Here is a 26,592-nt window from a genome sequence, read left to right as displayed (position 1 = left end):
GAAACCGGCGACGCGCATCGGTTTTGCCGATCGATGCCGACGCACGGGAAGCCGGGGCGACGATGCGTACGATGACTACGGTTCATGCGGCCCACCGCGAACGTCCGTCCGCAGTGGCCGAGAGGCCCTGGACGGTGTGTCCGCACCGCCCGGGGCCGCTTTTATGCTGAGCTCCGCGCGGCACCGATACGGTTGGGAGTGACCTCTTGGCAGCAGTGAGCAAGGTCTTCGTCGCAAGGCTCACGGGTCTGGTAGTTCTCGGGCCCGACGGGGAATCCGTGGGCCGCGTGCGCGACGTGGTCCTCACGATCCGCGTCGGTCGTCAAGCACCACGCGTCCTGGGACTCGTCGTGGAGTTGCCCACGCGAAAACGCATCTTCGTCCCGATGCTGCGGGTCACGGCCATCGAACCGGGATCGGTCACGCTCGTGACCGGCAACGTCAGTCTGCGCCGGTTCACGCAGCGCCCCTCGGAGGTGCTGGCACTGGCACAGGTGCTCGACTCGAAAGTGCGCGTCGACGACCCGGAACTGCCCGACCTGATCGGTGTGGACACCGTGGTCGTGGACCTCGGCATCGAGCTCACGCGCACCCGGGACTGGGTGGTCGCGCGGGTTGCGGTGCGCCGGCATCGCGGCCGGCTCGCGCGGCGTGCCCCCATCCACATCGTGGAATGGCCGCACGTCCACGGTCTGACACAGCAGGCACTGTCCCTGCCCGGCCAGGGTGTCGCGCAACTGCTCATGCAGTTCGAGGACATGCGGCCCGCCGACGTCGCCAATTCGTTGCGCGATCTGCCCGCCAAACGGCGCACCGAGGTCGCGGTGGCCCTCGACGACGAGCGGCTCGCCGATATCGTGCAGGAACTCCCGTCCGACGACCAGACGGAGTTGCTCACCGAACTGGGTGTCGACCGTGCGGTGTCGGTGCTCGAAGCGATGGATCCCGACGACGCCGCCGACCTTCTCGGCGAGTTGCCCGAAACGGATGCGGAGTCGTTCCTGCAGCGGATGGACCCGGAGGACTCCGAGCCGGTGCGGCGCCTGCTCGAACACTCCCCCGACACCGCCGGTGGTCTGATGACCCCCGAGCCGGTCACACTCAGTCCCGCGACGACCGTCGCGGAAGCACTGGCGCGGGCACGGCACCCGGACCTCACTCCGGCGCTCGCCTCGATGATCTTCGTGGTGCGGCCACCGACCGCGACACCCACCGGCAAGTATCTGGGCTGCGTCCATCTGCAACGATTACTGCGCGAGCCCCCGGCGACTCTGATCGGCGGCATCATCGACAACGATCTGCCGCGCCTGGATCCCGGGGACGCGCTGACGACCGTCACCCGCTACTTCGCGACCTACAACCTCGTGTGCGGTCCGGTGGTCGACGACGAGCAGCACCTGCTCGGGGCGGTGAGCGTGGACGACGTGCTCGACCATCTGCTGCCCGAGGACTGGCGTGACGAGGAGACCGAAGGATGAGTGACCGACTCTCGCAGGGCCGATCGCGTCTCGAGACACCGCAGTCGTCCCGGTTCCGCTGGAACTTCGATGTGGAGGCAGTAGGACGGGTCAGCGAACGCGTCGCGCGTTTCCTCGGCACCGGGCGGTATCTGGCGATCCAGACCATTTTCGTGGTGGTGTGGATCGCCCTCAACATGACGGCGGTCGTCGGGCGATGGGACCCCTACCCGTTCATCCTGCTCAATCTCGCGTTCTCGACCCAGGCTGCGTATGCCGCACCGCTGATCCTTCTGGCTCAGAACCGGCAGGAGAACCGCGACCGGGTGTCGCTCGAGGAGGACCGGGCCCGGGCCGAGCAGACGAAGGCCGACACGGAGTTCCTCGCACGGGAACTCGCTGCTCTGCGCCTCGCGGTGGGCGAGGTGGCGACCCGCGACTACCTGCGGCGAGAACTCGACGATCTCCGGTCGCTGCTCGTCGACGAGGACGAGGACGACGCGGCATCCGGTTCCGGGAAGGGACGCACGCCCAGGCGCTGACACCCGGAATTACACATAAGCCGACCCGGTTATGTAACGTTCGTCACAACACCAACCGATGTGGCAGACGGATACAGAAGGGGGCGGTCGGGTGCGTTGGACGGCGACATTGGCGATTCCGGTGATCGTGGCGGCCGGACTGGCTGCGACGGCGTCGTCGGCAGCACCGAGCGTCGCCGAGAACGTACCGGAGCCCGCTGCGGCCGCGCTGACGGCTCCTGCTACCGCCGTCGGCCTCGTACCTGCCGAACCCGCGTCGCCGATCACGTTCCGCACCCCGGGCGAACCGTCCGATCCGGTGCTCCAGCGCCCACCAGCGGCACCCGCCGGGGCCGTCCCCTCCGTATTCGGTGAGGGTCCGGCCGCAATTCCCGAACTCGTCTACTACGCGTACCGGGCCGCGGAAATGCAGATGGCCGTGGACAGTCCGGAATGCGGAATGCCGTGGCACCTGCTCGCCGCGCTCGGGCGCCTCGCGTCCCAGCACGCCGACGGTGGACGCACAGACATCCTCGGCACGCTGACCACGCCCGTCGTCGCACCCACCGGAGCCCTCGGCCCGATGCTTCTCCCCGCCGCTGCCTGGGAGCAGCATCGCGCGGACGGGAACGCAGACGGAAACGCCGACGCCCAGAACGTGTTCGACGCCACGCTGGCCGCGAGCGCCTGGATGTGCGCGGACGGCGCCCGGCTTCGCGAGCCGGACGGGGAGGCGCGCGCGGTCGCACTGTTCAACGGGTCGCCCGAGTTTCTCGCGAACGTGCGCGAGTGGTCGGCTACGTATGCCAAGGGCGCCGAAGTCGCCGAGTCCGCCTTGGCGCCGGCTCCGGCGCGGCCCCTTCCGGCCGCCTCCGACATCGCCGCTCCGGCACCCGTTCCGGCCCCGCAGAGCGCTCCCGGCGACCCGGCCGCAGCAGACGAGACCGGCGAGCCCGGAGGCGACGCTCCGGCGCCGGCCCTTCCGCCCTTGCCGCAGTTGCCCGAACTTCCGCCGGTTCCCTGCCTCGTACCCGCCTTCTGCGAATGACCCCGTAACGGGGCACTGCCTGTACCGAGACACTGCCCGTAGCAAGACACTGCCCGGCGGACCTTCTGCCGGGGGCGTGCAGGTACCCAGCGCGGCCCGAGGCGACACGCCGCCCATATTATGACGCGGGTCACACTTGGATAACCGCGGAGCCGCCTCAACGGCACAAACCCCTCTGGCACACCCCTAAACCAGGCGTTACATCACGTTTAAATAACGGAACGGCTACGAACCGTGTACTGTCAGCCCCGTAAATAACGGAGGCATCTCGGGTTCGAGATTCGCCCGAGGGAGGTACGAGTGGGCCGGCACGCCAGACCGACGGATTCCAAGATCCGCCGCAATTCAGTGATCGCGATGACAGGTTTGGTACCGGTAGGCCTCGTTGCCGCCGCCGCGACAACTGCGGGTGCATCACCGCGTGCGCTGCTCGGAGTCCACCAGGACGCCCAGGCGACCACGATGGGGAACGCAGTCCCCGAGACGCTCCCCCAGGTCCCCGAAGCCGTATCCGTGGCGCAGTCCATCATGCTCGAGCCCGCCCCGGCACCGGCGCTGGCACCGAAGTCCGCATCCCAGCCGGCGCCCGCACCCGAGACGAAGGTGCTTACCGAGGGGCCTCTCGGTATCCCCGGCATCAACTTCGACGCATACCGCAATGCCGAGCGCATCCTGTCCGAGGAGAACCCGGGCTGCGGGATGTACTGGACACTGCTCGCCGGTATCGGCAAGGTCGAATCCGGTCATGCCAACGGCGGCAAGGCAGACGAGAAGGGCAACCTCTTCGAACCGGTGATCGGCCTGCCCCTCGACGGCAGCCTCCCGGGCCAGGCCACCATCGCGGACACCGACGGCGGCGTTCTGGACGGCGACGCCGTGTACGACCGCGCCGTGGGGCCCATGCAGTTCATCCCCACGACCTGGAATCAGTACGCGGGCGACGGCGACGGCGACGGCGTTGCCGACCCGCAGAACCTCTACGACTCGACGCTCACGACCGCGCGGTACCTGTGCGACGGTGGCCTCGACATGCACAACCTCGGCCATGCGACGAAGGCAATCCACCGGTACAACAACTCGATGGCCTACGTCGCCAACGTGCTTGCGTGGTCGGCGGCCTACTCCACCGGTGTGACGCCGAGTCCGGCCGACCTGCCGCGCATCCACTGACAGGCACCCACCTACCATGGGCGTCATGGCAGTCAGTGAGTCCGACGTCCGCAGTGCACTCGCCCGGGTACAGGATCCCGAGATCCGGAAACCCATCACCGATCTCGGCATGGTCAAGAGCATCGAGATCCGCGACGACAGCAGCGTCGATATCGAGGTGTACCTGACCACCTCGGGATGCCCGATGCGCACCGAGATCACCGATCGCGTCACCAAGGCGGTCGCCGACGTGGCGGGAGTCGGCCCGGTCCGCGTCACTCTCGACGTGATGAACGACGAGCAGCGCACCGAACTACGCAAGTCCCTCCGCGGTGACTCCGCCGAGCCCGTCATCCCGTTCGCCCAGCCCGGATCGCTGACCCGCGTGTATGCGGTCGCGTCCGGTAAGGGAGGCGTCGGCAAGTCGTCGGTCACCGTGAACCTCGCGGCGGCGCTGGCCGCACGCGGCCTGTCGGTCGGTGTCCTCGACGCCGACATCTACGGCCACTCGATCCCCCGCATGCTGGGCACCTCTGCGAAGCCGACACAGGTCGAGCGGATGATCATGCCGCCGGTCGCGCACGACGTGAAGATGATCTCGATCGCGCAGTTCACCGAGGGCAACACCCCGGTCGTGTGGCGCGGCCCGATGCTGCACCGCGCGCTCCAGCAGTTCCTCGCGGACGTGTTCTGGGGCGACCTCGACGTGCTCCTTCTCGACCTGCCCCCGGGCACCGGTGACGTGGCGATCTCGGTGGCCCAGCTGATCCCGGGTGCCGAGATCCTGGTCGTGACGACCCCGCAGCAGGCCGCGGCCGAGGTGGCCGAGCGTGCAGGCTCGATCGCCTTGCAGACGCGCCAGCGCATCGCGGGCGTCGTGGAGAACATGTCGTGGCTCGAACTGCCGGACGGGACGCGCATGGACGTGTTCGGCACCGGTGGCGGCCAGGCCGTCGCGGAGCGCCTCACCCGCGCCGTCGGGGCCACAGTGCCCCTGCTGGGCCAGATCCCGCTCGACCCCGCCGTCCGTGAGTCCGGTGACGCCGGAACGCCGATCGTGCTGTCGGCTCCGGAGTCGGCGCCTGCGATCGCGATGTCGGAGATCGCCGACAAGCTCGCGGTGCGCAAGCGTGGACTGGCCGGCATGTCGCTGGGGATCGACACCACCCGGCACCTGTAAACGCACACGGTCGCCGCAACGATGTTGCGGCGACCGTGGAAAGTCCGGGCCGGGGAACTCCGGCGGAGCGACGACCTACGTCGCGTCCGGATCGATCGGGGGCCTCTCGTCGCGTGCGAGGGGCTTCGTCAGGTTGGGCGTCGAGGGCGACGATCCGTTTACCGGCGCACCCGGTGTCTTGCCCATGTCGTTGAACAGAGAACCGTCACCGTCGAGCAGGTGCTTGGTGATGACGGCCTTGGGGGTCATGCCGCGGAGTTGGTTGAGTTCGGCGAGCGGCTGACGGAAATCGTCGAACTCCGGACCCAGCTCTTCCTTCAGCTGATCCCGTGCGCCCGAGGCGTAATCGCGCACCTGTCGCAGTGACTTGGTCACCCAGGAGACAGCACCTGGCAGCCTCTCGGGACCGAGCACCACGAGGGCCGCCACGAGGAGGACTACGAATTCACCCCAACCGATGTTGCCGAACACGGGTCAAGACTACGTGTTTCCTGCCGGAATTCAGCGCGAGCGGGCTCAACTCACACCGGAAGCACCTCCGGAACCGGGACGTCAGTCCGATTCCGGGGTGACCTCGATGTCCACGAGACGTCCGCTCCGGACGATCTGGACGGTCACGGGCTGGTCGATCTCCTGAGCGTGCACCGCAACCACGAGCTCGTCGGCGGTGGTGACCTCGCGGCCGCCGACCCGCACGATCACGTCGCCCTCGACGATTCCCGCACGCTGTGCCGGGCTGTTGCTCTGGACGTTCGCGACCTCTGCCCCGCTGGCGACCTCGTTGACCACCGAGCGGGCATTGACACCGATCTCCGGATGGCGCATCTCACCGTTGCGGATGAGTTCCCCCGCCACTTCGGTCACGTCGTCGATGGGGATTGCGAAGCCGAGACCGACGGACCCGCCGGTTTCGGACTTGATCGCGGAGTTGATGCCGATGACGCGACCTTCGATGTCGACGAGCGGCCCACCGGAGTTACCCGGATTGATGGAGGCATCGGTCTGGACCGCGTCGATCACGGCGTCGGTGTCGGTGCCCTGGCCGCTCAGCCGCATGGGCCGGTGCAGCGCGCTGACGATGCCGCGGGTGACGGTCTTGCTCAGGCCGAGCGGGGAACCCACGGCGACGACGTCCTCACCGACCTGCACGTCCTCGGATCGCCCGAGTTCGGCCACGACCAGGTTGTCGACGTCCTTGACCGCAAGTACCGCCAGATCCGTCTTGATGTCCCGTCCCACGACCGTCGCGGGGACCTTGGTGCCGTCGTCGAAAGTGACCTGAACCTTCGCGTCGGGATTGGTCGCCGCCATGGAGATGACGTGGTTGTTGGTGACGATGTATCCGGCTCCATCGATCACGACGCCGGAGCCTGTTCCTGCCTCTTCACCCATGGTGACCTGAATGGACACGACCGACGGCAGAACGGCGTCGGCAACCTGCGCGACGGTCCCGGCGGGCACTTCCCCGTCCGACGCGACCTGCGACAGCGACACGCCTCGGCTGGTGAGTGAGCCGTTGTCGGACGTCACCACCGCCACGGCCAGCCCGCCGACGACCGCGATCGCGAGTGCGAGCGCTGCGAGGGAGACCAGGGCGCGGGGCTCGACGCGACGGTCGAACAGGACCTCACGCAGAGTCAGCTTGGGGGCCGGCGGCAGATCCTCTTCGTCCTCCGCTTCGAGCGGCGCACCGAGCCGGACGGCGGAGTCGGGGTCGCGCCACGGGTCGGACGGGACCGGCTCGTCCCCGGAGCCGTCGTCGGGTGTGGAGGGCGGCCGCTGCAGCGTCTCGTCCGCCGCGTCCGGCTTTCCGTATGCCTCGGCGAGGATGGCGTCGGTCGGCGGGGCGTGCCGGATTTCGGGTTCGGACGCCCGCGCGCCGGGTGTCGTCCCGAAGGGGCCCTCGGTACCGGCCGGTCGCCCGAAGACGCGCTCGGCGGCGGGGTCCACCCTGGGCCGGTACACCGGTCGCGGGTCGAGACGCGGCGCGTCGGCGGGGCGCTCGATGGCGCCGTTCGCCTGTTCCTGCCTTCCGGACGAGGCGTCCGGAAGGTCGGTGTCGTCGCTCGCGCGTCGGCCGTTGTGCTCCACAGAATCCGCGGTCACGCGTACCCGTCTCCCCCGTGTAGGTCCGTCACAGAGCCCAGTATCACCGATGGCCTCGGGTGCCCTGTGATCGACCGGTCTCCGACCGGCCGGGCTGTGGTGACCTTCCTGCCGATCACCGCCTGCGACGGATCGCCCATCGCCGCGCTGCGAACCACGCCTCGGACTGCGCTGCGTCGACCTCGGGGGCCTTTGCGCCGTTCCGGGTCCGATCCGCTCCGGGGACGTCGAAGAGGTGGCTGGGGATGCTGCAGAGTGCGCCCCGGAGGGAACTCGACATCTCGGGTGCGTCCTCGGCGGCGGCACGCAGTGCGCGACGGGCCTGCTGCTGCGCCTCGACTTCGGCCGCGCACTCGGGGCATTCCGCCAGATGCTGTGCAGCCCGAAGGTACGGCGCCATCCGGAGTTCGCCGTCGACGTACGCGGCAACCGCCTCGCTAGCCAAGTGCTCCGTGGAACCGAACCTGCGAGGTGGCTGCACCATCGTCATCAAAACCTCCCGGCGGCTACCCCGCATCGACGCGAACGACTTCGGCCTTCCCATTCTCGCGCAGGTACTCGCGGAGTGCCTGGCGACCTCGGTGGATGCGACTGCGCACCGTCCCGAGTTTCACCCCCAGTGTGGCACCGATTTCTTCGTAGGACAGACCTTCGATGTCACAGAGCACCACCGCTGCGCGGTACTCCGGACCGAGCGAATCCAGGGCGGATTGCAGGTCGGCGCCGAGTCGCGCGTCGTGGTAGATCTCCTCGGGGTTCGGCCCTTGGGCCGGGACCCGATCGTAGTCCTCCGGCAGCGCTTCCATCCGGATGCGGTTCCGGCGACGCACCATGTCGAGGAAAAGGTTGGTCGTGATGCGGTGGAGCCAGCCCTCGAACGTGCCGGGCTGGTAGTCCTGCAGTGAACGGAAGACACGGATGAACGTGTCCTGGGTGAGGTCTTCGGCGTCCTGTGCGTTACCCGAGAGCCGGTAAGCCAGCCGATAGACGCGGTCGCCGTGCTCGCGGACGAGTTCGTCCCACGAGGGCATGGACGCACGATCTCCCGTCGCGTCGAACACCGCGGTTCCGCTCAGGTCTTCCAGGGAGGCTTCGTCGAACGGGACGGCATCGGGCGGGAGAACGGTGCGGGATTCGGGCATGTGGATCGCTGGATCCTCCTCTTCGGGACCGCTACGCGGAACAGTGGTGGAAAGTTCAACATCCGGGCCCTGAGGTTTGTTCCTCACCACCAGGGTCCCATGAGGCCTACTCCACCGAAGCTCCGTGTCCTGCCGGCCTTCGACTTCGTGACCCGAGTCTTTCCTATGGGGATGTGCTGGTCGTGTGAGTTACCTGAAACGAAGCTGAGAAAACATCGCCACATCCTTGCCCACATCTGCGAGCCTGCCCGCACAAACATCCCGGCGCGGATAGCCTCGGTCTCGTGCAGACCAATGCAGACCGCATTTTGACCCACGCGGAGAACATCGTCGTCGAGGACGAACAGCTCGCCGTCGCGCGGGAACGCGCCGAGGATCTCGGCGCGGATCCGGTGTCCCCGTCGGTGGGGGCTGCTCTCGCGATGTTCGCCCGCATGCTGGACGCGAAGACCGTGGTGGAAATCGGTACAGGTGCGGGAGTGAGCGGGCTGTGGTTGCTGCACGGCCTGCGCGAGGACGGCGTCCTCACCACGATCGACAGTGAACCCGAACATCAGCGGGCTGCCAAGCTCGCATTCCGCGATGCCGGTGTCGTCGCTTCCCGCACGCGGCTCATCAACGGCCGTGCGCTCGACGTACTGCCGCGACTGGCCGACTCCGGCTACGACCTGGTGTTCGTCGACGCCACCCCGTCGGACCACCCGCACTACGTTCGCGAGGGCGTGCGTCTGCTGCGGCCGGGCGGCGTCATCGTGCTGCACAACGCGCTGCTCGGCGGCCGGGTCGCCGATCCGTCCGCACGCGATTCGACCGTGCTGGCCGTCCGAGAGGCAGCACGGGCGGTCTCGGACGACGAACGGCTCGCTCCGGTGGTCCTGCCGCTCGGAGACGGGCTCCTGTGCGCGGTGCGTCTCAGCTGAGCCCGACGGGCCGCACGACTCCCGGCCCGTCGGGTCGCACCGGCCCGCGGAGTCGCACAGCTCCGGTCAGATCCACACGCCCTTGCCGACGGCGACCACGCCGCCGCCGCTGACAGCGAATCGTTTACGGTCGCGCTCGAGGTCGACGCCGATGATCTCGCCGTCGCCCACCACCACGTTCTTGTCGAGGATCGCGCGTCGCACCACCGCGCCCTTGCCGATCCGGACACCCGGCATCAGCACGCTGCCCTCGACGGTGGCGCCGTCCTCGACCATGACGTTGGAGCTGAGCACCGAATTGCGGACGGTGGCGGCGGACAGGATGCTCCCAGCACCCACGATCGATTCCTGGGCGAGACCGCCCTGGACGAACTTCGCGGGCGGCAGGTTCTCCGCGGCGCCGCGGATTGGCCAGCGCCGGTTGTAGAGGTTGAAGATCGGGTGGACCGACACCAGGTCCATGTGCGCGTCGTAGAAGGCATCGAGCGTCCCGACATCGCGCCAGTAGGCCCGGTCGCGTTCGGTCGCGCCGGGAACGACGTTGTCGTTGAAGTCGTAGACGTGTGCGACGCCGTCGGCGACGAGTGCCGGAATGATGTCGCCGCCCATGTCGTGATCGGAATCGGGGTTCTCGGAGTCGGCACGCAGCGCTTCGACCAGAACCTTCGTCGAGAACACGTAGTTGCCCATGGAGGCGAAGGTGACATTGGGGTCGTCGGGCGTCCCCGGTGGGTGCGCAGGCTTCTCGAGGAACTGGGTGATGCGGCCCTGCTCGTCGCTGTCGATGCATCCGAACGCGAAGGCTTCGTTGCGCGGCACCCGGATACCCGCCACCGTGACACCGGCTCCGGACTCGATGTGCTGACGCACCATCTGTTCGGGGTCCATCCGGTACACGTGGTCGGCGCCGAACACCACGATGTACTCGGGGTCCTCGTCGTAGACCAGGTTGAGCGACTGCAGGATCGCGTCGGCGCTACCGGTGTACCAGCGCGGTCCGAGTCGCTGCTGGGCCGGCACCGGGGTGATGTACTCCCCGGTGAAGCCCGACAGACGCCACGTCTGAGAGATGTGGCGGTCGAGGGAATGCGACTTGTACTGCGTGAGTACGCAGATGCGCAGGTAACCGGCGTTCACCAAGTTGCTGAGCACGAAGTCGATCAGGCGATATGCGCCCCCGAAGGGCACTGCCGGCTTCGCACGGTCTGCGGTCAGAGGGTAAAGACGCTTACCCTCGCCGCCGGCAAGCACGATTCCAAGCACATGTGGCTGGCTCCTCACACGCCCAACCTATCGGTCGCCCAACACTGCCGCCAGCGAAGCGTGATCTCCGTCCCGCCCGGCGAGAGGTTCCGGACACGAGCGCACAACGTCCAGCCAGGGTATATACCCCTCTGGGGTATAGAATGGGTGTTATGAACGACTCACTTATCCCGGTGACCGAGACCACCGAGGACGGCGGCTCCTGCCACACCCACGGCTACATCGGCGACAAGAAGAAATATCTCGCGCGCGTCAAGCGGATCGAAGGGCAGGCCCGGGGCATCCACCGCATGGTGGACGAGGAGCAGTACTGCATCGACATCCTCACCCAGATCGCTGCGTTGACCAGCGCCCTGGAAGGCCTCGCACTCAACCTGATCGACGATCACCTGCGGCATTGCGTCGTGGACGCCGCGAAACTCGGAGGCGAGGAAGGCGAGGCGAAACTGGCGGAAGCATCGGCCGCGATCGCGCGCCTCGTGAAGTCCTGAACCGCATTCGCGCCTGCGGCGGGGATCGATTGGCTGTAACTCGAACGGCCCGATAGTTTGAGGCGATGCAGGTGGCGATGATGACGCGGGAATATCCGCCGGAAGTGTACGGCGGTGCGGGTGTTCACGTCACCGAGCTCGTCGCGCAGCTCCGGAGACTGTGCACTGTGGACGTGCATTGCATGGGCGCACCCCGCGACACCGCGACCGTGCACGCGCCCGACCCCGCGTTGGCAGGGGCGAATCCCGCTCTGACGACGCTGTCGGCAGAGCTGCGCATGGTTCACGCGGCCGCGGGCGTCGACGTCGTTCACTCGCACACCTGGTACACCGGTCTCGCCGGGCATCTGGCAGCCGAACTGTACGACGTGCCGCACGTACTGACCGCGCACTCGCTCGAACCGCGCCGGCCGTGGAAGGCCGAGCAACTCGGCGGCGGTTACCGGATCTCCTCGTGGTCGGAACGCAACGCCGTGCAGTACGCCGACGCGATCATCGCGGTGAGCGAAGGCATGAGGCTCGACGTCCTCGACGCCTATCCGTTCGTCGACCCCGCTCGCGTGCACGTCGTGCGCAACGGGATCGACACGACGACGTGGCATCCCGGCCCGGCCGAACCGGGCACCGAGTCGGCGCTGGAGCGCATCGGGGTCGATCCCGATCGTCCGATCGTCGCCTTCGTCGGGCGTATCACGCGGCAGAAGGGCGTCGGGCACCTGATCGCCGCGGCGCATCACCTCGACCCCGACATCCAGTTGGTGTTGTGTGCGGGCGCCCCCGACACTCCCGAGATCGCCGCCGAGACCGCACGTGCCGTCGCCGAACTCCAGGCGGCGCGCGGGAACGTCTTCTGGGTACAGGAAATGCTTCCCGTCGAGTCGGTGCGGGAAATCCTCTCCGCCGCGCGCGTGTTCGTGTGTCCGTCCGTCTACGAACCGCTCGGCATCGTCAACCTCGAGGCGATGGCGTGTGAGACCGCCGTGGTGGCGTCGGACGTGGGCGGTATCCCGGAGGTCGTGCAGGACGGCGTCACGGGCGTCCTGGTGCACTACGACTCGTACGAGCCGCAGGCGTACGAGCGGGCACTCGCCGCAGCCCTCAACGAGGTTGCCGGCGACGCGGCCCGTGCCGCCGAGTACGGCCGGGCAGGTCGTGACCGCGCCATCTCCGAGTTCTCGTGGGCGCAGATCGCCCGGCAGACCCTCACGGTCTACCAGGGTGTGATCAACCGCCCCTGACAGCGGTGTCGCCGTGCCCGCCGGGCACCGTCACGTCGTCCCGCCGGGTCCATGTCGACACCGTGACGGACACGGTGACCTCGAACGGGTCCGGGAGCGCTGCCAGCAGGTCCGTGCGCTCCGGGGCGGACAGGTGATGGGCCGAGGGGCCCATTCCCGTCAGGTCCGCGAGTGCTCGACGCGGCAACGCCGCGGAGAACTGCACGGGAATCCGCGCGGTGCGCTCGAACAACCCCGACAGCGCCGCCGACAACCGTTCGGTCTTGTGCTCGTCGACGCTGACCATCCCCGGCAGCGACACGAGTTCGCGCAGGTGTTCCGTCGTGGGCGTCGCCACGACGAGGACACCGCCGGGCGCGAGTACCCGATGACTCTCGGCAGCGTTCCGCGGCGCGAAAATCGACAGCACGTGGGTGAGCGACCCCGACCGCACGGGTAGCTGCCGCCACACGTCGGCGAGCACCGAACCCGCGCGCGGGTGAGCGCGCGCGATACGCCGGACGGCGGGTTTGGATACGTCCAGTCCGATGCCCCGCGCGGCGGGCAGGGCGTCGAGGACGGTTGCGAGGTACTGGCCCGTTCCGGCGCCGACCTCGAGAATGCGGGAGTCGTCGCCGGCGGCACTCGTGCACGCGGACGCCACGGCAGTGCGGACGGGGTCGTAATACCCCGTGTCGAGAAAGTCGCCGCGCGCCGCGATCATGTCGGCGGTGTCGCCGGTGAACGGCGTGGCGGATCCGGTGAGCAGAGAGACGTAACCCTGGCGCGCCACGTCGAAGCTGTGGCCGCGTTCGCACAGCACCGCGGCATCGTCGAGATCCATCGAACCGTCGCAGTGCGGGCACGCGAGAAGGTCTATGACGGCATCGAGCACGCGGACTCCTCACCCGTTCCCGGTACGGACAGCTCCGGGCCCCGCGCGCCGAGGAGCGCGGGGCCCGGGTTGCCCGAAGAGGGGCCGATCAGCTGGTGACACTCTTGAGTTCGTCGCCGAGGGCCGCAGCCTCTTCCGGCGTGAGCTCGACGACCAGACGTCCGCCGCCCTCGAGTGGAACCCTCATGACGATTCCTCGTCCCTCTTTGGTTGCTTCGAGGGGACCGTCCCCGGTCCGGGGCTTCATGGCCGCCATCCTCTGCTCCCTCCAAATCTGCACCCGACCGCCGGGCGCGTGGGTTACCGTGTGGTTGCACCACCGACCTCGATGATGCGCGCTATCCCATTCTTCCCTATTGCGGTGTGCGTCGGGTAGCTGACTCCGCCGTAAGGGCCGGTCGTGCCCCTTCTCGGGCCTGCGACACCCAGCACCCGGCGAGATGATCATCGACCATTCCGGTGGCCTGCACCAACGCATATGCAGTGGTGGGGCCCACAAAACGTAGTCCGAGTCGCTTCAGTTCACGGGCCATTGCGGTGGACTCCTCCGTGACCGCCGGAATCGATTCGACACTTTTCGGACGTCGCGCGCGCCGCGCGGGTGCGGGCGCGAACGACCACAGCAGAGTGTCGAGATCGGTGGGCAGTTCGAGGATCGCTCGTGCGTTCGCGATCGTCGCTTCGATCTTGCGGCGATTGCGGATGATGTCCGCGTTCGCGAGCAACCGGTCGACATCCGTTTCGGTGAAGCGGGCGACGACATCGACGTCGAAGCCGGCAAAAGCTTCACGGAACGCCGCTCGCTTCCGCAGGATCGTCAGCCACGACAGGCCCGACTGGAATGCCTCGAGGGCGAGTCGCTCGAACAGCGCGTCGCGGCCGTGGAGTTCGCGCCCCCACTCCTCGTCGTGATAGTCGCGGTAGATCGTGCTCCCCGGGCGGTCGACAGCCCACGGGCACCGCACGAGTCCGTCGTCGTTCACGGCTTCTCCGGGTGGTCGACGACGCGGACTTCCTCCGTGACCGCTTCGTCGCCGGACGCGTCCCCGGCGCCGTCGTCCTCGGTGTCGGCGGTGTCCTCGATGTCGGCGGCGTTCTCGGGCGCCGCGTGCAGCTCGGGCGCGGAGTCTTCCCCGGGCAGCGGCTCTCCGGCGGTCCGTGCGAGTTCGGCACGCAGATCGTCGATTTCGCGGGCGAGACGGTCGAGGGCCCAGTCGACCTCGCTCATCTTGTAGCCCCGCCACGTCTGCTGGAAACGCAGGTCGCGCACGTCCGTGCCGGTGACGTCGGCTGCCGGGAGCACCGTCGTCGTCGTGCCGGGCGGGATCGGCGCGAGAACCTCGCTTCGGCCGAACACAGCGGAAGCGATGAAGAACAGCACGGCGCCGACAACCACCATGACGACCACGTACACCAGAACCGTCACCATGTACCGATCTTGGCACGGCCCGCCGACGGCTTCGAGGTCGGCGGGCCGTGCGAAGAAGATCAGCCGGTGATGGTCTTCATCGGCGGACGGTCCTCGAGGTTCACATCGGTGTCGAACGACACGAACGACTCACCCTCGACGAGGAACTGGGTCAGCGGTGCGCCCGAGTCGGGGATTCCGCACCGGCCGAGCATCGTGCCGACGATCTGCCGGCTCATCGCGCCCAGCTCGGACAGCGGCCGGTTGCGGTGCTTACGCACACCGAGGTTGACCTGCGCGATCGCGTTCAGTCCGAGGCGGTCGTAGGTGTCGAGCAGCAGCCCGATCTCCACGCCGTACCCGGGCGCGAACGGCACCGCCTCGAGCAGTTCCCGAGTGCCGGCGTATTCACCCCCGAGTGGCTGGAGCACGCAGGTCAGCTCGGGTCGCAGGGCCGCGAGGAGCGGCCGGGCGACGAGTTCGGTGACGCGTCCTCCCCCGTTCGAGTCCTCTCCCCCGGCGACCCGGAGGGGACGGCGGTAGTAGCCCTTCACCAGATGGATGCCGTCGCCGAGCAGGAGCGGTCCGAGCAGTTTCGGTACGAACGCCGGATCGGGGTTGATCAGGTCGGAGTCGACGAACGCGATGAGGTCGCCGGATGTGCCGGCGAGCGACCGCCACAGCACTTCTCCCTTGCCCGGTGCCGGGGCGAGTCCGGGTACTGCTTCCTCGCGGGAGACGACGCGCGCTCCCGCGGCACGCGCGCGGGCCGCGGTCTCGTCGGTCGATCCGGAATCGAGCACCACGAGCTCGTCGACGAGTCCGCCGAGCAGCGGGTGGATGGTGTCGATCACCCCCGCGACGGTTTCCTGCTCGTCGAGCGCGGGCAGCACCACGGTCACGGTGCGTCCCGCCTTGGCCCGTTCGAGTTCGGCGACGGTCCATGTCGGCTGGTCCCAGCTGTTCGCCTCTGTCCAGATGCGAGTCGGTGCGCTCATGCCAGCCCCCTCACTGTGCGGGCCGGCGGACGTGTGCCCGCGATGGCCGCCACCATATCGACCACCCGGCGGGTGGCCGCGACCTCGTGTACCCGGAACATTCTCGCTCCTGCTGCTGCGGCCAATGCTGTCGCTGCCAAGGTGCCCTCCAACCGGTCTTCGAGTTCGACACCCAGAGTCTCGCCTACGAAGTCCTTATTGCTCAGCGCCATAAGCACAGGCCACCCGCTGTTTACAAGAACTTCCACGCCCCGCAACAGAGCGAGCCCGTGATAGGTGTTTTTCCCGAAATCGTGGGTGGGATCGATGAGGATCGAATCGGTCGCGACACCCGCTCGCGCCGCGCTCTCGGCCGCCGCGACGACCTCGCCGGTCACCTGCGCGACGATGTCTTCGTACCGGACCCGGTGCGGCCGGGTACGCGGGATCGCGCCCCCGGTGTGCGAGCACACGATGCCGGCGCCGAGTTCGGCCGCGACCTCGACGAGCTGCGGGTCGGCCCCGGCCCATGTGTCGTTGATGAGGTCGGCGCCCTCGGCGACCGCGCGACGCGCCACCTCGCTGCGCCACGTATCGACGCTGATGAGCACGTCCGGGTACCGCTCGCGGATCGCAGCCACGAACGGGACGACGCGGCGGATTTCCTCCGCCGTGTCGACCACGTCACCGGGGCCGGCCTTGACCCCGCCGATGTCGACCAGGTCGGCACCCTCGGAGACGGCGCGGTCGACGGCCGCGAGCGCCGCGTCGTCGCTGAAGGTGGCGCCGCGGTCGTAGAACGAGTCCGGTGTGCGGTTGACGATCGCCATGACGAGTGCGCGATCGGTCGCGACAGGACGCCCGCACAGCGTCGGCGGTAGAGGTCCCGGAGGGGTCGGGACGTCGTCGCCGGGTGTGACGGGCGGATGCTCGGGAACATCGACAGCGGAGCCGCTCATGCCTTCATCCTGACACGAGCACCGATTCGGGCCCTCCCGGTGTCCGGCCCGTTCAGGGCTTCGGCAGATCCCCTCGTGCCACCCCGTCGACGTACCCCTCGAAGATCGGCGCGAAGCCTTCGCTGCGGCTCGCGAGGACGAACAGCTCGTCCGACCCGATGTCGGTGTACCCCTGCTCGCGCAGGTCCACCTTGCGGCTCTTGAACGTCGACGTGTACTCGAGCTCCTCGACGACCCGGACGAACAGCGGGACCGCATATCCCGGCAGGGAACGATGCAGGGACTCCGCGAGCGCGGCACCGTCCAGTTCCGCGCCTTCCTTCAATGTCACTGCTGCCATGCCCGCGCGTCCGTCCGTACCCGGCACCTCGACGCCGTAGACGACGACACCCGAAACCGAGTCGTGCGACGAGATCGCACCCTCGACCTGCGTGGTCGCGACGTTCTCACCCTTCCAGCGGAACGTGTCACCGAGCCGGTCGACGAACGCGACGTGCATGTAGCCCTGGCTCCGGACGAGGTCGCCGGTGTCGAACCACACGTCACCGTCCCCGAACCCGTCACGGACGAGCTTGGATTCGGTGGCGTCGGGGTCGGTGTACCCGTCGAACGGTGCACGGTCGGTGATCTTCGCGAGCAGTAGCCCGACCTCGCCGCGCCCCACGCGAACCAGTCGTCCGTTCGCGTCTCGCCGGGCCGAACCGGTCTCCGGGTCGTACTCGACAACCGCGTACGGCAAGGGGCATACGCCCGCGGTGCGCGGCTGGTTGAGCGCGTTGATGAAGGCGATGTTGCATTCGCTCGCGCCGTAGAACTCCGCGACCCGGTCGATGCCGAAGCGCTCGGTGAATTCGTCCCAGATCTCGGCTCGGAGGCCGTTGCCGACCATCAGCCGGATGCCGTGGTCGCGATCGCCGGGGCGCTCGGGCTGCCCGAGCAGGTAACGGCAGAACTCACCGATGTAGATGAACGCCGTCGCCCCGTTGCGCTCGGCGTCCTCCCAGAACTTCGACGCCGAGAACTTCTTGCCCAGTGCGAAGGTCGCACCCGCACCGAGCACCGACGACAGCGCGACCGTCAGCGCGTTGTTGTGATAGAGCGGCAGGCAGCAGTAGAGAGTGTCGTTGCGGCGCAACCGGACACCGAGACTGCCCAGTCCCGACATGGACTTGAGCCAGCGGAAATGGGACATCCGGCTCGCCTTGGGCAAGCCGGTGGTTCCGGAGGTGAAGATGTAGTACGCGATCTCGGACGCCGAGAGCGTCTCCGTCACTGCCGGGTTCGCCGAGTCGGCGTCCGCGGCGAGTGCGTCGAGTTCGGCGAGACGCATCACCGACCCGGCCTGCGGTTCGGAGTCGAGAGTCTCGAGGGCCTCTGCGCATTCTTCGTCGACGACGAGAACGCGGGAGTCGAGCAGCGACAGGCTGTGCTCGAGCACCTCGCCGCGCTGGTTGTTGTTGAGCATGCCTGCCGCGGCACCGAGTTTGACGGTGGCGAGCGCGAGCAGCAGCGCCTCGGGCTTGTTCTCCATGAGAATGCCCACGACGTCTCCGGTGCGCACACCTTGCGCCGTCAGGACGTTGGCGTAGCGGTTCACCCGCGCGTTGGCTTCGCCGTAGCTCAGGGTGTCGCCCTCGAACCGCAGGAACGGGCTGTCGGGCCGGCGGGCGGCCTGCTTCTGAAACACCGATCCGATGGTCTCCCGCGCAGTCGGCTTCCGGGTCATCCCGACCGCGCCGCGCAACAGACTCGGCAGGTCGGGGAGCATCCCGGGCAGCGCGGCCACAAGACCGGGAAGGGAGATGGTCGATGTGCTCTCGGCGGGGGCGGTTTTCACTGGCGGATCCTCACTGCGACGTCGGGTCTGTCGGGACTACGGCGGCAACGCCTCCCGAACTTACCGGAGAGTAGGGAACGAATGGTCGATTCGGTCCCTCAGCGCTCCCCGCTCGACTCCGCACATCGGTCCAGAGCGTCCTCCAGATCGGACGTGACGTGAAGCCCGTCGAGCGCGCGTCGCGCCACGAAGCCCGTGTCGACCATCGACTCGAGCCACGTGAGGAGTCCGTCGAAATGCCCGAGCGGGTCGAGCATCACGACCGGTTTGTCGTGCATACCCAGGTACCCGGCGGTCCACGTCTCGAACAGTTCCTCGAGCGTGCCGATGCCGCCGGGCAGCGTCACGAACGCGTCGGCGCGATCCTCCATGATGCGTTTGCGCTCCCGCATCGTCTCCGTGACGATCAGTTCGTCGGCGTCGACGTCCGCCACTTCCCGGTGCACCAGCGCCTTGGGGATCACGCCGACGGTGTGCGCACCCGCTTCACGGGCCGCCTCGGCGACAGCGCCCATCATCGACACGTTGCCGCCGCCGGATACCAGCTGCCACCCGCGCCGGCCGATCTCCGTTCCCAGTGCCGAGGCGAGCTCGAGGTACTTGCGGTCGACCGGTCCCGACGCGCAGTACACGCACACCGATACCCGCCGCGGTTCGCTCACCACGACGTCTCCTCTCCGAACAGCAGGGTCTCCTCGTTGCCGCGATGTGCCTCGCGGATGATCCGGACCGCCTCGTCGACGCTGTCGGTCACCGACAGCAGATCGAGATCCGACTCGAAGATCTTCCCCTCCCGCACCATCGTCGCCCGCAGCCAGTCGACCAGCCCCGACCAGTACTCGGTGCCGAACAGCACGATCGGGAAACGGGTGATCTTGCCGGTCTGGACGAGTGTGAGCGCCTCGAACAGCTCGTCCATGGTGCCGAAGCCGCCCGGCAGGCACACGAAAGCCTGTGCGTACTTGACGAACATCGTCTTCCGCGCGAAGAAGTACCGGAAGTTCAGGCCGAGATCGACCCAGTCGTTGAGACGCTGCTCGAAGGGGAGCTCGATGCCGAGCCCGATCGAAAAGCCCCCGGCTTCGCATGCGCCGCGGTTCGCGGCCTCCATGACCCCGGGGCCACCGCCGGTGACCACGGCGTACCCCGCCTCGACGAGCGCTTCACCGAGCCGCCGCCCGGCCTCGTAGTCGGGATGGTCGACGGGAGTGCGGGCCGAACCGAACACCGCCACCGCGCGCGGCACCTCGGCCAGTGCTCCGAAACCTTCGATGAACTCGCTCTGGATGCGCAGCACCCGCCACGGGTCGGTATGCACCCAATCGGACGGGCCCCGCCGGTCCAGCAACCGCTGATCGCGGGTCGTGGTGTCGCGGGCGCGCTCGCCGCGCAACTGAACGGGGCCACGCTGCACGACATCGTCGCGCGAGCCGGCCCGATCGGAGGAAGAATTGTTGTCTCCGGGCATGACGGCAACGCTATCGCGTCAGGTAGTCGCGCAGAACGGTGGTGACGTCGGTGATGCGCTGAACCTCGACGTGCTCGTCGCGCTTGTGGGCGAGATTCGGGTCGCCCGGACCGTAGTTGACCGCCGGTATCCCCAGCGCCGCGAAGCGCGCCACATCCGTCCAGCCGTACTTCGCCCGGAACTTGCCACCGGCAGCGTCGACGAGGGCCGCCGCAGCCGGGTGGGACAGGCCCGGAAGCGCGCCGGGCGACATGTCGGTCGTTTCCATCGTGATCGGGAGGCCGGCGAAGACCTCCTCGACGTGGGCGAGCGCATCGTCGGGACTGCGGTCGGGCGCGAATCGGAAGTTCACATCGAGTTCGGCCGCGTCGGGAACCACGTTGCCCGCAACGCCACCGCCGATACGCACGGCCGACAGTCCCTCGCGGTACACGCACCCGTCGATATCGACCGAGCGCGCCTCGTAGCGTGCAAGCCGCTCGAGCACCGGAGCGAGCTTGTGGATCGCGTTCTCCCCCAGCCACGACCTCGCGGAATGCGCGCGGACACCGTCGGCCGTGATCCGCACCCGCAACGTGCCCTGGCACCCGGCTTCGATCTCGCCGCCCGTCGGTTCGCCGAGAATCGCGACGTCCGCGTCCAGCCAGTCGCGCAGGTCACGCTCGATCCGTCCGAGACCGTTGTAGGTCGCCGCGATCTCCTCGCAGTCGTACATGACCAGGGTCAGGTCGTGCGCCGGGTCGGCGATCGTGGCCGCCAGATGCAAGAACACCGCGTCGCCGGCCTTCATGTCCGAGGTGCCGCAGCCCCACAACACGCCACCGTCGAGGCGGGAGGGCACGTTGTCGGCGATGGGCACGGTGTCGAGGTGCCCGGCCAGCATCACCCGGCTCCCGAGCCCGCGGTGGGTACGGGCGAGCACGCAGTTGCCGCTGCGCACGACCTCGAACCCGTCGGTCTGCTCGCGCAGCGCCTTCTCGACCGCATCGGCGATGAGCGTCTCGTCCTGCGACACGCTCGGAATATCGACGAGGGCGGCGGTCAGTTCGATCGGATCGGCATGCAGGTCCAGGTGCGGTACGGCCATACGTGAACGATACGGAGCACGGTGTCTCCCGCGCGGGCCGCGTCGGGTTTTCCCAGGGCCTGATCGGCCCGATCCTGGGCTCAAGTACGATTCTCGACCGTGAGTGCACACGGAGCAGCAGCAGTAGGCATCGCGAACATTGCGGCCGACGGGACCGTTCTCGACACCTGGTATCCGGCGCCCACGCTGGGCGAATACGCCGAAACGGGAACGGTGCGGCTCGAGGGCACCGACATCCCGTCCGACTTGGCGCTCGTTGCCGGCGCCGACGAGGCGCGGGACGTGAACCAGGTCGTGGTGCGCACCACGATCGCAGATCTGTCCGCGCCGCCGGTCGACACGCACGACGTGTACCTGCGTCTGCACCTGCTCTCCCACCGCCTGGTCAAGCCGCACGGACAGAGCCTGGACGGCATCTTCGGGTTGCTCGCCAACGTCGTGTGGACCAACTACGGCCCGTGCGCGGTCGAGAACTTCGAGACCGTCCGATCGCGTCTGCGCATCCGCGGACCCGTCACCGTCTTCGGTGTCGACAAGTTCCCGCGCATGGTCGACTACGTCGTGCCGACGGGAGTCCGCATCGCCGACGCCGACCGCGTGCGACTGGGCGCCCATCTCGCCTCCGGCACCACCGTGATGCACGAGGGCTTCGTGAACTTCAACGCCGGCACTCTCGGAAACTCGATGGTCGAGGGCCGGATCTCCGCGGGAGTCGTCGTCGACGACGGTTCCGATGTCGGTGGCGGCGCGTCGATCATGGGCACGCTGTCCGGTGGCGGCAAGGAAGTCATCTCCGTCGGCAAGCGTTGCCTGCTCGGCGCGAATGCCGGTGTGGGCATCTCGCTCGGCGACGACTGCATCGTCGAGGCCGGCCTGTACGTCACCGCCGGCACCAAGGTGACGGGCCCGGACGGCACGGTCGTCAAGGCCAAGGACCTGAGCGGAGCGTCGAACCTGCTGCTCCGCCGCAACTCTGTGAGCGGTGCCGTCGAGGTCGTGCCCAACAAGGGCACCGGCGTCGAACTGAACGCCGCACTGCACGCCAACGACTGAGGAAGATAGTGAGCCAAGTTCCACAAACGGACGATCCCGAGGACCTCGGGAGCGGACTGAAAGTCCGGCATCTGACGATGATGGGACTCGGCTCAGCGATCGGTGCCGGACTGTTCCTCGGGTCCGGCGTCGGTATCCAGGCGGCCGGCCCGGCCGTGCTCGTCTCCTACGTTCTCGCCGGCATCATGGTCATCTTCGTGATGCGGATGCTCGGCGAGATGGGCGCTGCTCTGCCCGTCAGCGGATCGTTCTCCCACTACGCCCGCATCGGTATCGGCCGCTGGGCCGGCTTCTCGATGGGCTGGCTCTACTGGTTCATGCTGATCATGGTGCTCGGCGTGGAGATCACCGGTGCGTCGGCGATCGTGCAATCCTGGTTGCCGGGGGTGCCGCAATGGACGGTCGCGCTGGTGTTCGTGAGCTTCTTCGCGGTCATCAACCTCGCCCAGGTCGCGAATTTCGGTGAATTCGAATTCTGGTTCGCCGCGCTCAAGGTCGCTGTCATCATCGGCTTCCTGATCATCGGCGTCCTGCTGGTGTTCGGGCTGCTCCCGGGGACCGAACCGGTGGGGACCGAGCATCTGCTGGGCGACGGCGACGGATTCGCACCCAACGGCATGGCGGGAATCGCGGCCGGCCTGCTCGCGGTCGCCTTCGCGTTCGGTGGCATCGAGATCGTGACCATCGCCGCGGCCGAGTCCAAGGATCCCGAGCGGTCCATCGCGGTGGCCGTGCGCACGGTGGTCTGGCGGATCACGCTGTTCTACCTCGGCGCGATCTCCATCATGGTGCTGGTCCTGCCCTGGACCACGGCGAGCGGCGAAACGTCTCCGTTCATCGCGGTGCTGGACGTCGCGGGCCTGCCCTACGCATCCGGGCTCATGGAACTCGTCGTGGTGGTCGCACTGCTCTCGGCGTTCAACGCCAACGTGTACGGCACCTCGCGGATGGCGTACTCGCTGGCCCGTGGCGGCGACGGACCAACATTCCTCGGCAAGCTCACCCACCGTGGTGTTCCGCGCAACGCTGTTCTGCTCTCGGTGTTCTTCGGCTTCGTGAGCGTGCTGCTCAACTGGTTGCTGCCCGACACCCTGCTGGAGATCCTGCTCAACGCTGTCGGGTCGGCGCTGCTGGCCATCTGGATCTTCATCGTGGTCGCGCACCTGCGTTTGCGGCGACGGTTCGAGGAAGAGGGAACGCTGCGGCTGCGCATGTGGGCCTTCCCCTACCTGAGCTGGTTCACCCTGGCGATGCTGATCGGCTTCATCGCCCTGATGCTGTCCGACAGCAACGCTCGCGTTCAGCTCGCGTCGACGTTCGTCCTGTTCCTGTTCATCACCGCACTCGGTTTCCTGTGGCATCGCAGGCAGGACGCACGGGTCAGCGACGACTTCGGTCTGCCAAGGCACTGACGAGGATCTGGGCCAGTTCGCTGGGGTCGCCCGCCAGGTAGCTCGAGCCCCCGGTTGCCGTCGCGATCTCGGCGAGAACGTCTCCGTCGGCGGTGTCGGTCACTCCGACGGTCAGCACCGGTACGGGCCGGGCGGGGTCGCGGAGTCGGCCCAGAGCGGCGAGAAGTTCGTCCTTCCCGATCCCGCCCGGATCATCGTTCCCTCCGTCCGTCACCACGATCACGCTGTTGACGGCTCTCGGGTCGTATCCGGCCTGAGCCGTACGGAAGGCCTCGAGCACGGTGTCGTAGAGCGCCGTACCGGTGCCGGTGGAGTCGGGAACCCACTTGTCGAGCGAGGTCACGATCTCGCGCTGGGTCTCGCTTCCGATCATCGTGTCGAAGCGGCGAACGGGCGCGATCTCCACGTAGTCGCGTCCCGGGACGCCGATGTCGCTGGCGAACATCCACAGTCCGGCAGACACGCTGTCAGGGAACACGTCGTCGGCGGCCCGCGCGGCCTGCGCCACGAGTTCGAGCGGAGTGGTGCCGTCCACCGGCCGCCGCATCGACTCCGAGACGTCCACCACGATCAGGGTGCGCACCGGCAGCGCGAGCAGAGTCCAGGTTCGCATCGCCTCGCTCATGATCGCGTCGTCCTGAAGCTCGAGCACCGGGACGGTTCCCAGTCCGCGGATATCGGGCAGTGCGTGTCCTACTCCGTCACGGAAGCCTTCGCGCGACAGGATCGCGCGCGCATCCGCCGCGTGCAGCGCGTCGGCGAGCGCCGCGCCGGTGCGCGCCGCACGTGCGTTGCGGTCCGGGTCGGGTGCGGTCACCACGATCGGATAGTCGACCATCACGGTGCCGTTCTCCGGTATCCACACGTCGAGGTCCCGCTCACGGGTCCGGCGGTGCACCTGCACCTGCTGCTCGGTGGTCACGATGACGTCGTCGCCCTCGATGCGCTCGAGTGCCGCCTGACCGGTCGGCGGTTCCTCTCGGCGTGCACCCTCACGCTGAGCGTGCACGGCGAGCGCCGAGCGCACGGTCCCCACGGCGACCGGGTTGTCGGCGGTTTCGGCGAGGGCAGCCCGGATCACGGCTGCTGCCGTACCCGTGCGCAGGGGGTTGCCGAGGTCGAGGCCGGCGAGGCCGAGTGCCGACCGCCAGTTGGGGGCTACCGGCACGGCGTCCGGGGCACCCGCGAGCACCAGTGGCGACGTCGCGAGCGGAAACGAGATCGTTCGCACCGAACCGGCAGCGTTGTCCTGGGCCCGTCGCGCCCACCATCCCCCTTCGGGGATCCACAGGTCGGGCGCGCCGGCCCCGGTTCCCAGTCTGCTCGCGACGTCGCCGGGTTCCTCCGCGGTGATCTCGAAGGCCGCGCATCCGGTGTCGGCACGAGCGAGCGCCTCACCGACCGCGGGAGCCAGCGCAGGCGCCACCGCAAGCGCGTACTCGTCCGTCGTGGAGCATCCGATCCCCCATTGCCCCGACACGAACGACAGCGCCGCGACGGCCAGTGCCGCCACCACGATCCCCACCAGAACCATTCGCGCACGATCGGAATTTCTCCGACGCCGCGACGTCGCGCCGGGTTCGTCCGTCACGTGTTCCCCTCCCGCCACGATCGGCCGTCCACCCCGACCCGTGTGAACTAGGCCACATGGTATCGGGTGAACTTCCGATGCGTAACGAGACGGTGAGGTCAGCTCGCTTCGGGATACAGCCCTTCGAGCCTGCGGGCGATCAGAGCGGCCTGCAACTGCCGCAGGCCCGACGGCCGGGTGGGATCGAATCCGGTGAGCTGCGCGACCCGCTTGAGGCGATAGTCGACGGTGTTGGCGTGCACGTGCAGCGTGCGCGCCGTGAGCTGCCGGCTGAGATCGTGCGCGATGTGCGTCTCGAGGGTCTCGACGAGTTCTGCGGCGTCGTCGAGCGGTTCGAGCACGCGGGCGAGATGCTTACGCGCCGGGCCGGGCCGGGTGAGCTGATACTCGAGGGCGAGGTCCGCGATGCTGTAGGCCCCCGCCGGCCGGCCCAGGCGGCGCACCAGATCGAGGAGTTCGTGCGACTGTTTCGCGGCCGACGGGATCTCCGGAACCTCCGCGTGGACGAGCGCGACGGTCACCTCCACCCCCGCGACGGTGCCGATCCGCTCCCGGAACTCGTCGATGAGTGCGGTAGCCGACGAACCGGGCAGCAGGACGGTGCCGCCCTCCGGGCCGAGCAACGCCAGATGCTTGCCTTCGCACAGCGTTTCGAGTTCGATCTCGACGCGGCGCAGGGTGCGGCGCGCCACCACCTCCGGCCGGACGTGGGGATTGCGTTCGTCGGGGTGCCGCGCAAGCGAGACTGCAAGAACCGTGTAGCCGTCGGCAAGCTCGAGACCCGAGCGTTGCGCGACCGATGCCGCGTCCTGTCCGCTGAGCAGCGCGGTCACCAATTCCTGGGCCGCGACATCGCGTTCACGCCGAATGGCGTCGAGTTCCGCGACGAACCCGGTGGTCGCGGCTACCGTGACCTTTTCGAGGAGCGCCATCCACAACCGTGACGCGTCGGCGACCGCGGCGACGTCGCCCTCGCGGGCCTTCTCGGTGACGAGTTCCCAGCCCAGGCGGATGCCCTCGTGGTAGATGCGCAGCATGTATTCGAGACGGAACCCGGCGCGTGCCCATTGCGCGGCGCTGCTGCGCAGGTCGGCAAGATCCGAGTCCGACGGCAACTCTCCGGCGTCGAGCAGATGGATCGCGATACGAAGACAGCGGACGGTGACCTCGGTGACGTCGCCTCGCAGCGACTCGCCAGGGCGCAGCGAACACGGCGCGACATTGTCGGCGAAGTGCGCCACGAGCTTGCGCGCGACGGCGGGCAGATCTCGCAGCGGTACCGACGCAGGCTTCCCGTCGACCACGAATCTGGGAACCTCGCTTTGACGACCGCCACCCCGGCCGTGCTCCGCTATACGGATCTGATCCGTTACAGACATCCCTCGAACCCCCATCGAAGTAACAAACCTAT

27 protein-coding genes are annotated in these 26,592 nt (G+C 68.1%); 10 read left to right on the top strand and 17 right to left on the bottom strand.

The features are described from left to right. Positions 1 to 206: 206 nt before the first annotated feature. The 5 genes from ACLQ3J_RS09105 (at position 207) to ACLQ3J_RS09085 (ending at position 5,355) form a co-directional block, all read left to right on the top strand. On the top strand, positions 207 to 1,478 hold the full coding sequence (locus ACLQ3J_RS09105) for a magnesium transporter MgtE N-terminal domain-containing protein (protein WP_169621651.1): 1,272 nt from the start codon (positions 207 to 209) through the stop codon (positions 1,476 to 1,478). After that, entirely contained in the window at positions 1,475 to 1,999 is a 525-nt protein-coding gene (locus tag ACLQ3J_RS09100) for a DUF1003 domain-containing protein (protein WP_169621650.1), read from the top strand. The genes ACLQ3J_RS09105 and ACLQ3J_RS09100 overlap by 4 nt, the downstream gene beginning before the upstream one ends. Positions 2,000 to 2,090: 91 nt before the next feature. Then, the gene (locus tag ACLQ3J_RS09095; protein ID WP_169652609.1) at positions 2,091 to 3,026 is read left to right on the top strand and encodes a hypothetical protein; all 936 of its coding nucleotides are present in this window, start codon (positions 2,091 to 2,093) and stop codon (positions 3,024 to 3,026) included. A 300-nt stretch (positions 3,027 to 3,326) separates the two neighbouring features. After that, positions 3,327 to 4,196 carry a lytic murein transglycosylase gene (locus tag ACLQ3J_RS09090; protein WP_296551712.1) on the top strand — a complete coding sequence of 290 codons (870 nt, stop codon included), beginning with the start codon at positions 3,327 to 3,329 and terminating at the stop codon, positions 4,194 to 4,196. Positions 4,197 to 4,221: 25 nt separating this feature from the next. Then, on the top strand, positions 4,222 to 5,355 hold the full coding sequence (locus ACLQ3J_RS09085; protein WP_206037053.1) for an Mrp/NBP35 family ATP-binding protein: 1,134 nt from the start codon (positions 4,222 to 4,224) through the stop codon (positions 5,353 to 5,355). A 75-nt stretch (positions 5,356 to 5,430) separates the two neighbouring features. On the opposite strand, the gene tatB is transcribed toward ACLQ3J_RS09085, so the two are convergent. The 4 genes from tatB to sigE all read right to left on the bottom strand — a co-directional run bounded on the left by tatB (position 5,431) and on the right by sigE (position 8,603). Further along, complete coding sequence (gene tatB, locus ACLQ3J_RS09080; RefSeq protein ID WP_169652608.1) at positions 5,431 to 5,826, bottom strand: Sec-independent protein translocase protein TatB; 396 nt, start codon at positions 5,824 to 5,826, stop codon at positions 5,431 to 5,433. An 81-nt stretch (positions 5,827 to 5,907) separates the two neighbouring features. Continuing rightward, positions 5,908 to 7,461 carry a trypsin-like peptidase domain-containing protein gene (locus ACLQ3J_RS09075; RefSeq protein WP_425902895.1) on the bottom strand — a complete coding sequence of 518 codons (1,554 nt, stop codon included), beginning with the start codon at positions 7,459 to 7,461 and terminating at the stop codon, positions 5,908 to 5,910. A 115-nt stretch (positions 7,462 to 7,576) separates the two neighbouring features. Continuing rightward, positions 7,577 to 7,951 (bottom strand): zf-HC2 domain-containing protein, encoded by a 375-nt coding sequence (locus tag ACLQ3J_RS09070; RefSeq protein WP_169621644.1) that lies wholly within the window; start codon positions 7,949 to 7,951, stop codon positions 7,577 to 7,579. A 16-nt stretch (positions 7,952 to 7,967) separates the two neighbouring features. Further along, positions 7,968 to 8,603, bottom strand: coding sequence for an RNA polymerase sigma factor SigE (sigE, locus tag ACLQ3J_RS09065; RefSeq protein WP_240952358.1), 636 nt, complete (start codon positions 8,601 to 8,603; stop codon positions 7,968 to 7,970). 284 nt (positions 8,604 to 8,887) lie between these two features. Here sigE and ACLQ3J_RS09060 point away from each other — a divergent pair, with 284 nt between their 5' ends. Beyond that, on the top strand, positions 8,888 to 9,523 hold the full coding sequence (locus ACLQ3J_RS09060) for an O-methyltransferase (RefSeq protein WP_169652606.1): 636 nt from the start codon (positions 8,888 to 8,890) through the stop codon (positions 9,521 to 9,523). A gap of 66 nt (positions 9,524 to 9,589) precedes the next feature. Here ACLQ3J_RS09060 and glgC read toward each other — a convergent pair whose 3' ends face one another. Continuing rightward, positions 9,590 to 10,804, bottom strand: a complete 1,215-nt coding sequence (gene glgC, locus ACLQ3J_RS09055) for a glucose-1-phosphate adenylyltransferase (protein ID WP_169621642.1) — start codon at positions 10,802 to 10,804, stop codon at positions 9,590 to 9,592. 134 nt (positions 10,805 to 10,938) lie between these two features. Here glgC and ACLQ3J_RS09050 point away from each other — a divergent pair, with 134 nt between their 5' ends. Together ACLQ3J_RS09050 and glgA are read left to right on the top strand one after the other, a co-directional pair. Then, positions 10,939 to 11,277 carry a metal-sensitive transcriptional regulator gene (locus ACLQ3J_RS09050; RefSeq protein ID WP_296551716.1) on the top strand — a complete coding sequence of 113 codons (339 nt, stop codon included), beginning with the start codon at positions 10,939 to 10,941 and terminating at the stop codon, positions 11,275 to 11,277. Positions 11,278 to 11,342: 65 nt separating this feature from the next. Then, positions 11,343 to 12,515, top strand: a complete 1,173-nt coding sequence (gene glgA / locus ACLQ3J_RS09045) for a glycogen synthase (RefSeq protein WP_169652605.1) — start codon at positions 11,343 to 11,345, stop codon at positions 12,513 to 12,515. Here the strand turns inward: glgA and ACLQ3J_RS09040 are convergent. The 10 genes from ACLQ3J_RS09040 to dapE all read right to left on the bottom strand — a co-directional run bounded on the left by ACLQ3J_RS09040 (position 12,502) and on the right by dapE (position 21,125). Further along, positions 12,502 to 13,389, bottom strand: coding sequence for a putative RNA methyltransferase (locus tag ACLQ3J_RS09040; protein WP_425902894.1), 888 nt, complete (start codon positions 13,387 to 13,389; stop codon positions 12,502 to 12,504). The two genes, glgA and ACLQ3J_RS09040, sit on opposite strands and share 14 nt — an antisense overlap. Before the next feature lie 88 nt (positions 13,390 to 13,477). Continuing rightward, the gene (locus tag ACLQ3J_RS09035; protein WP_006554284.1) at positions 13,478 to 13,645 is read right to left on the bottom strand and encodes a DUF3117 domain-containing protein; all 168 of its coding nucleotides are present in this window, start codon (positions 13,643 to 13,645) and stop codon (positions 13,478 to 13,480) included. A 97-nt stretch (positions 13,646 to 13,742) separates the two neighbouring features. Beyond that, positions 13,743 to 14,372 carry a DNA-3-methyladenine glycosylase I gene (locus ACLQ3J_RS09030; protein WP_425902893.1) on the bottom strand — a complete coding sequence of 210 codons (630 nt, stop codon included), beginning with the start codon at positions 14,370 to 14,372 and terminating at the stop codon, positions 13,743 to 13,745. Further along, positions 14,369 to 14,818, bottom strand: a complete 450-nt coding sequence (locus ACLQ3J_RS09025; RefSeq protein WP_169621637.1) for a DivIVA domain-containing protein — start codon at positions 14,816 to 14,818, stop codon at positions 14,369 to 14,371. The genes ACLQ3J_RS09030 and ACLQ3J_RS09025 overlap by 4 nt, the downstream gene beginning before the upstream one ends. Before the next feature lie 59 nt (positions 14,819 to 14,877). Beyond that, the gene (locus ACLQ3J_RS09020) at positions 14,878 to 15,795 is read right to left on the bottom strand and encodes a glucosyl-3-phosphoglycerate synthase (protein ID WP_169621636.1); all 918 of its coding nucleotides are present in this window, start codon (positions 15,793 to 15,795) and stop codon (positions 14,878 to 14,880) included. Beyond that, positions 15,792 to 16,733: a dihydropteroate synthase gene (gene folP / locus ACLQ3J_RS09015; RefSeq protein WP_296551724.1), complete on the bottom strand. Its 942-nt coding sequence runs from the start codon at positions 16,731 to 16,733 to the stop codon at positions 15,792 to 15,794. Before folP ends, ACLQ3J_RS09020 begins: the two co-directional genes overlap by 4 nt. A 52-nt stretch (positions 16,734 to 16,785) precedes the next feature. Next, positions 16,786 to 18,570, bottom strand: coding sequence for a long-chain-acyl-CoA synthetase (locus ACLQ3J_RS09010; RefSeq protein WP_425902892.1), 1,785 nt, complete (start codon positions 18,568 to 18,570; stop codon positions 16,786 to 16,788). Positions 18,571 to 18,668: 98 nt separating this feature from the next. Then, positions 18,669 to 19,235, bottom strand: coding sequence for a TIGR00730 family Rossman fold protein (locus ACLQ3J_RS09005; protein ID WP_425902891.1), 567 nt, complete (start codon positions 19,233 to 19,235; stop codon positions 18,669 to 18,671). Next, complete coding sequence (locus ACLQ3J_RS09000) at positions 19,229 to 20,038, bottom strand: TIGR00730 family Rossman fold protein (RefSeq protein WP_425902890.1); 810 nt, start codon at positions 20,036 to 20,038, stop codon at positions 19,229 to 19,231. Before ACLQ3J_RS09000 ends, ACLQ3J_RS09005 begins: the two co-directional genes overlap by 7 nt. A 10-nt stretch (positions 20,039 to 20,048) precedes the next feature. Then, on the bottom strand, positions 20,049 to 21,125 hold the full coding sequence (gene dapE, locus ACLQ3J_RS08995) for a succinyl-diaminopimelate desuccinylase (RefSeq protein WP_169652602.1): 1,077 nt from the start codon (positions 21,123 to 21,125) through the stop codon (positions 20,049 to 20,051). A 99-nt stretch (positions 21,126 to 21,224) separates the two neighbouring features. Here dapE and dapD point away from each other — a divergent pair, with 99 nt between their 5' ends. After that, positions 21,225 to 22,178 (top strand): 2,3,4,5-tetrahydropyridine-2,6-dicarboxylate N-succinyltransferase, encoded by a 954-nt coding sequence (dapD, locus tag ACLQ3J_RS08990; protein WP_169621631.1) that lies wholly within the window; start codon positions 21,225 to 21,227, stop codon positions 22,176 to 22,178. Positions 22,179 to 22,255: 77 nt separating this feature from the next. Then, positions 22,256 to 23,590, top strand: a complete 1,335-nt coding sequence (locus ACLQ3J_RS08985; protein WP_425903164.1) for an amino acid permease — start codon at positions 22,256 to 22,258, stop codon at positions 23,588 to 23,590. Here ACLQ3J_RS08985 and ACLQ3J_RS08980 read toward each other — a convergent pair. Both ACLQ3J_RS08980 and ACLQ3J_RS08975 read right to left on the bottom strand, forming a co-directional pair. After that, positions 23,559 to 25,124 carry a substrate-binding domain-containing protein gene (locus ACLQ3J_RS08980; RefSeq protein WP_425902889.1) on the bottom strand — a complete coding sequence of 522 codons (1,566 nt, stop codon included), beginning with the start codon at positions 25,122 to 25,124 and terminating at the stop codon, positions 23,559 to 23,561. The genes ACLQ3J_RS08985 and ACLQ3J_RS08980 overlap by 32 nt on opposite strands. Positions 25,125 to 25,279: 155 nt before the next feature. After that, positions 25,280 to 26,485, bottom strand: coding sequence for a PucR family transcriptional regulator (locus tag ACLQ3J_RS08975; RefSeq protein ID WP_296551727.1), 1,206 nt, complete (start codon positions 26,483 to 26,485; stop codon positions 25,280 to 25,282). Positions 26,486 to 26,592: the final 107 nt, after the last annotated feature.

Origin of the sequence: Rhodococcus sp. DT1, from assembly GCF_049844875.1 — a bacterium.
Lineage (GTDB): Bacteria > Actinomycetota > Actinomycetes > Mycobacteriales > Mycobacteriaceae > Rhodococcus.
This window is presented reverse-complemented; position numbering and strand designations above follow the sequence as displayed.

Excerpts from the sequence above, each read along its gene's own strand:
- ACLQ3J_RS08980 (WP_425902889.1), bottom strand. The coding sequence starts at position 25,124 with ATGGTTCTGGTGGGGATCGTGGTGGCGGCACTGGCCGTCGCGGCGCTG.
- ACLQ3J_RS09050 (WP_296551716.1), top strand. The coding sequence starts at position 10,939 with ATGAACGACTCACTTATCCCGGTGACCGAGACCACCGAGGACGGCGGC.
- ACLQ3J_RS09100 (WP_169621650.1), top strand. The coding sequence starts at position 1,475 with ATGAGTGACCGACTCTCGCAGGGCCGATCGCGTCTCGAGACACCGCAG.
- sigE (WP_240952358.1), bottom strand. The coding sequence starts at position 8,603 with ATGCCCGAATCCCGCACCGTTCTCCCGCCCGATGCCGTCCCGTTCGAC.
- ACLQ3J_RS09020 (WP_169621636.1), bottom strand. The coding sequence starts at position 15,795 with ATGAGCGCACCGACTCGCATCTGGACAGAGGCGAACAGCTGGGACCAG.
- ACLQ3J_RS09025 (WP_169621637.1), bottom strand. The coding sequence starts at position 14,818 with ATGGTGACGGTTCTGGTGTACGTGGTCGTCATGGTGGTTGTCGGCGCC.
- glgA (WP_169652605.1), top strand. The coding sequence starts at position 11,343 with ATGCAGGTGGCGATGATGACGCGGGAATATCCGCCGGAAGTGTACGGC.
- folP (WP_296551724.1), bottom strand. The coding sequence starts at position 16,733 with ATGAGCGGCTCCGCTGTCGATGTTCCCGAGCATCCGCCCGTCACACCC.
- ACLQ3J_RS09000 (WP_425902890.1), bottom strand. The coding sequence starts at position 20,038 with ATGCCCGGAGACAACAATTCTTCCTCCGATCGGGCCGGCTCGCGCGAC.
- dapE (WP_169652602.1), bottom strand. The coding sequence starts at position 21,125 with ATGGCCGTACCGCACCTGGACCTGCATGCCGATCCGATCGAACTGACC.
- ACLQ3J_RS09035 (WP_006554284.1), bottom strand. The coding sequence starts at position 13,645 with ATGGCGGCCATGAAGCCCCGGACCGGGGACGGTCCCCTCGAAGCAACC.
- ACLQ3J_RS09085 (WP_206037053.1), top strand. The coding sequence starts at position 4,222 with ATGGCAGTCAGTGAGTCCGACGTCCGCAGTGCACTCGCCCGGGTACAG.
- ACLQ3J_RS08985 (WP_425903164.1), top strand. The coding sequence starts at position 22,256 with ATGATGGGACTCGGCTCAGCGATCGGTGCCGGACTGTTCCTCGGGTCC.
- ACLQ3J_RS09070 (WP_169621644.1), bottom strand. The coding sequence starts at position 7,951 with ATGACGATGGTGCAGCCACCTCGCAGGTTCGGTTCCACGGAGCACTTG.